Source organism: Micromonospora sp. KC213 (assembly GCF_004348325.1).
In the GTDB taxonomy this organism is placed as follows: Bacteria; Actinomycetota; Actinomycetes; order Mycobacteriales; family Micromonosporaceae; genus Micromonospora.
Map to the genome: position 1 here is coordinate 1 of NZ_SMKF01000265.1, position 5339 is coordinate 5339.

At 71.0% G+C, this 5339-nt stretch carries 4 protein-coding genes and 1 pseudogene; 3 read left to right on the forward strand and 2 right to left on the reverse strand.

The annotated features are described in order from the left end of the window. On the forward strand, window positions 1–1078 hold a 1078-nt coding region (locus tag E1166_RS29160; RefSeq protein WP_243710582.1), incomplete at its 5' end, for a serine hydrolase. 472 nt (window positions 1079–1550) lie between these two features. After that, complete coding sequence (locus E1166_RS29165; RefSeq protein ID WP_132343064.1) at window positions 1551–2057, forward strand: hypothetical protein; 507 nt, start codon at window positions 1551–1553, stop codon at window positions 2055–2057. 113 nt (window positions 2058–2170) lie between these two features. Here the strand turns inward: E1166_RS29165 and E1166_RS29170 are convergent. After that, a pseudogene (locus E1166_RS29170) lies at window positions 2171–2512 on the reverse strand (leucine zipper domain-containing protein); the annotation flags it as partial. Beyond that, window positions 2509–3693, reverse strand: coding sequence for a Cmx/CmrA family chloramphenicol efflux MFS transporter (locus E1166_RS29175; protein ID WP_132343065.1), 1185 nt, complete (start codon window positions 3691–3693; stop codon window positions 2509–2511). The pseudogene E1166_RS29170 and the gene E1166_RS29175, both read right to left, overlap by 4 nt. Before the next feature lie 315 nt (window positions 3694–4008). Between E1166_RS29175 and E1166_RS29180 the strand changes: the two genes are divergently transcribed. After that, window positions 4009–5262: a serine hydrolase gene (locus tag E1166_RS29180; RefSeq protein ID WP_132343066.1), complete on the forward strand. Its 1254-nt coding sequence runs from the start codon at window positions 4009–4011 to the stop codon at window positions 5260–5262. Window positions 5263–5339 lie beyond the last annotated feature (77 nt).

Consider the following 5339-nt stretch of genomic DNA (forward strand, 5'->3'; position numbering starts at 1 on the left):
GGCGTCGCCCGAGCAGCGGGCGGTGGGCGGCGCCGCGCTCGCCACCGCCGGCCTGGTCGTCCCACCCGGCGCGGCGACGCCGCCGCCGGTCACGGCGACCTCCTGGCTGGTCGCGGACCTGGACAGCGGCACGGTGCTGGGTGGCTGCGGCCCGCACGAGTACGCCACCCCGGCGAGCGTGCAGAAGCTGCTGCTCGCCGCCACCATGCTGCCGAAACTCGACCCGAGGCAGGTTGCCACCGCCGTCCAGGCCGACCTGGACATCGAGCCGGGCAGTTCGGCGGTCGGCCTGCTGGTCGGTGGCCGGTACGCGGTGGAGACCCTCTGGCTGGGGCTGCTGCTGCAGTCGGGCAACGACACGGCGAACATGCTTGCCCGGCTGGGCGCCGGCAGCGCGCAGGCCGGGGTGGCGCAGATGAACGCCGAGGCCAGGCGGCTCGGTGCCGTGCAGACCCGCGCGGTGACACCCTCCGGGTTGGACGGGCCGGGCCAGTTCACCAGCGCGTACGATCTGGCGCTGATCGCCCGGGTGTGCTTCGCCGACCCCACCTTCCGCCGGTACGCGCTGACCGAGCGCACCCAGATCCCGGCCCAGCCGGCGCTGAAGAAGCCCGGCTTCCAGATCCAGAACGAGAACGATCTGATCTACCGGTACCCGGGGGCGCTCGGCGGCAAGACCGGCTTCACCGACCTGGCCCGGCACACCTACGTCGGCGCGGCCGAGCGGGGCGGCCGGCGGCTCGTGGTGACGCTGCTCGGTGCCGAACGCCGGCCGCTGCCCGGGTGGGAGCAGGGCGCGCGCCTGCTCGACTGGGGCTTCTCGCTGCCCCGGGACGCCTCGGTCGGTCGCCTCGTGCGGCCGGGGGAGGTCACTGCGCAGGGTACGCCCGTGAACACTCCCGCACCTGCCCGGCCGCTCGCCGCCCGCCCGGTCGGCCCGCCCGCCGGCGGTGCCCCGGATTGGCTCGGCGGGGCGGTGGTCGGTGGCGGCGCCGCGCTGGTCGGGCTCGCCGCCGCCGCGGTGGCCGCCGCCCGTCGTCGCCGTCGCCCGCGTCGCCGCCGCGCCACCTGGACCTGAGCCGCACGCCGACAGATTGGCCCGCATCAACGCGCTCGGATGGTCCTACCAGTTGTCGCGGTTGGCAAGACCGCCGCCATCAGTGCGCGGGCCAGCCGCGGTTGACACAGCACCGCGGTGCTGTCGGCGTACTGGTCGACGGCACCGACCGGTGGCAACGCGGCCACCTCAGGATCGTCGACGGCGACCAGCAGCGCGGCGGCGAACCGTCCTGCGTCGATAACCTAATACGGCCGGTCGAAGAACTGGCGCCGGGTGGCGTCGACCGGTGCTGCGATGCCCAGGCGATTCTGCCACTCGCCGACCTGTTCGGTGTGGCCGAGCAAAGTAGGGCAGCGAGCAGGGCGACGGACGAAGTGGCTCACCGGTACCGGTGCCGAAGTGGCCCATTTATCGCCACGGGTCGCTGACATGCTTGGGGCATCCGGAGGGATGCCCCGGCAGGCGATCCCGTGAAGCATTTGGAGAGCAGATGAAACGTATCGTCACCCTGGTCCTCGCGGGGGTCGTAGCGATGACCGCCGCGCTCATTCCGGCGGGTGCCGCATCGGCTCACGCCGGGCCGCACACCGTTTCCCTCGACCTGCACATGTTCATCAAAGACTCGGAGAGTTGGCCTGACCCCGATCACGAATATGCGGACCTCAAGTGGGAGCGCGAATTGAAGCTCACCGTGGCTCAGCCAAGTGCGAGCACCCAGTTCGTGGGGTGCGCGGGGCGCGAGGTCAGGGTCGTTGTCGATGTCTTCGTGAGCCATGACCCGGATCCGTGGGCGAACCACGACGTGGAAGTCATGACCAAGACCCGACTCTACGAAGGCGAAAGTTGCCAGACCGACGACCTGGAAAAGACCACCTACCGCTCCTTCGTCGCACGCGAGTACGTGGGGGGCTACGACCATTGGGTGATTAAGTCAGACGAATCGGGTGACGACCACGCCTCCATTGCTCTGGGAGTAAACCAACCACTGGAAGACTAAGAACAGAACTTCTCGCCCGCTCGCATCACGGCAGACGCTGCGATGTGAGCGGGCGACTTCGGTGAGCGGTTGTTCCGCGCACCCGTCCGTACACTCCCCGCGTTCCAGTCCGGTCCGAGCCGGGTGAGGTGCCGCGTCACAGTGCGTCGGTTGATGTCGTGGCCCAAGCCGGCGAGCTCGTCGGTGATGCGCTGCGCGGACCACTTGTGCTCGCGTCGCCAGGTCTCGATCTGCTCGATGACCCATGCGGGCGTCGAGCTGGGACTGCGGTGCGGCGTCGAAGGTCGGTCTAGGAGCCCGGCCTCACCATGCCGTCGCCATCGGTTGACCCACTTCGACGCGCAGGCGCGTGAGATGCCCATTTCGGCGGCGACGTGAGCGATCGGCTGAGTTCGGCATCGGGCGATGAGCTGACGACGGCCCTCGACGCTCAGTGGAGCATTCGCATGAGTCACCCGACGACCTCGACGCTCCGGTTCCGTGGTGCGATCAGCCCCAGGGATGGAAGCAGCATGAGCAGGGCGATCCCGGTCAGGACGGAAGCCACCCACACGGGCCCGAGGTCGCTGGAGCCAGACAGTGCCCCGGCCGCGATTGCCGGGCCGGCGGCGGCTCCGATGTTGAGCGCGGCGGTTGCGTAGGAACCTCCCATGGTGGGCGCTTCGGAAGCCGCATAGAGCACCCGCGCGATCAGCGTGCTTCCCACCGCGAACGCCAAGAGACCCTGGACGAAGACCAGGATCAGCAGCGGTACGGGGTGTGTCGCGACGAGTGCGAGAGCCAGCCAACCCATGAGCAGAATGGGAGAGGCCACGCCGAGAATCAGACGAGGGTGGCGGTCGGAGAGCCGCCCGGCGGTAGTGACTCCGATGAAGGATCCGATGCCGAACAGGACCAGGGCCAGCGGGACCCACACCTCATCCAGTCCGGCGCTCTCGGTCACGAGGGGTGCGAGGAAGGTGAAGGCGGCGAAGGTTCCGCCGTTGACCAGCGCTCCGAGCAGCATTGCCACGAGCAATCGGGGCGCTTGGAGCTGGGCGATTTCGAAAGCCAGGGACGCGCCATCGTCGGACCCTTCCGGTGCTGGCTCCGTGCCGGGGCGGATCCCGGTGAGGATGCCGACTGCGGCGGGGACGCACAGCAGCGCGACTGCCCAGAACGTCGCTCGCCACCCCATCGCGGTGCCGAGCAGTGCGCCCGCCGGGACGCCGGCGACGGTAGCGTTCGTCGTTCCGGACAGAAGGACTGCCAGGGCTCGCCCCTTCTGGTTCGGGGCCACAAGACCGGTCGCGGTGCTGAGCGCGACGGCCAAGAAGCCGGCGTTGGCAACCGCAGCCAAGACACGGGTGGTGAACAGCACGGAGAAGGACGGGGTTGTCGCGGCGACGACGTGGCAGAGAGCGAAGATCACCACGCATCCGAGGAGAACAGTCCGTGCGGGCCACCGACGGGCAAAGGCCGCCATGATGGGCGCGCCGACGATCATCCCGACCGCGAAGGCGGACGTGAGCAGTCCGGCGGACCCGACCGAGACACCGAGGCTGGTGGCGATGTCCGGCACGAGGCCGGCGAGCATGAATTCCGAGGTGCCCATGGCGAAGACCGCGAGGGCAAGCACATAGAGAGCGAGAGGCATCGAGCTGCTCCGAGGCAAGAAACGGACAGAAGGCGTCTCGTCACCACGGCCAGCCCGACGGGATACCCGAACAACCGCCAACGCATGCGGCAGCGGGCGGGAGGCTAGAACCTCAGTGGGTCAGGGGCTGACGGCGTGACCGAAAGCCCCCACAGTGTCCGATTCGGGGCTCGACATGGACACCACTCTACCGATGGCCACCCGGCACCCGCACATCCATTGGATGAGTCGGGCCCTCGCCATCAACGTCCTGTCCCGCAACAGCTAGCCGTAAAACGGCCCCTGCGCGACCTCGGGTGACTACGCTCCGAACAGGTGAGGACCTCGGTTCGTGCCGTCGCGGTGACCGTCGCCGTGCTGGCCTCCTCCGTCGGCGTGCCCGTCGTCGGAACGACGCCGTCGACCACCGGGCTGTGTCCGCCCGTACCGTCGGTGTCTCGGCCTCCGCGGCCGGTCCCACCCGGGCCGGAGCCCGCGTACCCCGCCGTGGCCGGGGCGGCGCTGGCCACGCCCGGGCTGGTCTCGCCGGCCGGCGCACCGGCTCCGCCCCCGGTGGCCGCCACGTCGTGGCTGGTCGCGGACCTGGACAGCGGCGTGGTGCTGGGTGGCTGCGGCCCGCACGAGTACGCCATCCCGGCGAGCGTGCAGAAGCTGCTGCTCGCCGCTACGGTGCTGCCGAAACTCGACCCGCACCAGGTCGTCACCGTCACCGCCGCCGACCTGGACATCGAGCCGGGCAGTTCGATCGCCGGCCTGGCCGAGGGCGGCCGGTACCCGGTGGAGACGCTGTGGCTGGGGCTGCTGCTGAAGTCCGGCAACGAGGCCGCCAACGCCCTCGCCCGTCTCGGCGGCGGACCTGACGGGCTGCCCGGCGGCCTCCGCGCCATGAACGCGCACGCCCGGCACCTGGGCGCACTGCGGACCCACGCGGTGACCCCCTCCGGACTGGACGCCCCCGGTCAGTTCACCACCGCCTACGACCTGGCCCTGATCGCCCGTGCCTGCTTCGCCGACCCCACCTTCCGCCGCTACGACGCCACCTTGCGCGCCGTGGTCCCGGCGCAGCCGGCACTGGGAAAACAGGCGTTCGAGATCCAGAACGACAACCAGCTGCTGTACGGGTATCCGGGCGCGTTCGGCGGCAAGACCGGCTTCACCGACCTGGCCCGGCACACCTACGTCGGCGCGGCCGAACGTGGTGGCCGCCGCCTGGTGGCCACCGTGCTCGGCGCGGAGGTGACCGGGCAGCGGGCCTGGCAGCAGGGCGCCGCGCTGCTGGACTGGGGATTCGCGCTGCCCCGCGACGCCTCCGTCGGCCGGCTGGTCCGCCCCGGCGAGTTGACCGCACCACCACTGCCGGGGACACCGGTGACGCCGCTGGCGACCGGACCGGCACCCTCGCCGACCCCGCCGGCGTTGGCGGCGGCCGGGGGACCGGTCGACCGGGCCGGCTACCGGTGGGCCCGCCCCGGCCCGCTGCTCGGCGTGGCACTGGTCGTGGCCCTGGCGGCAGCCGGTGTCGTACTGCTCGCCTGGCGTCGCCGGCACGCCGCCGGACGGCGACGGTGACCACCCGCCGACGACGGTGGGGGCTGCTGACCGCCGCGGTCGCCCTCGTCTGCGCCGCCGGCTGCCAACGGCCACCC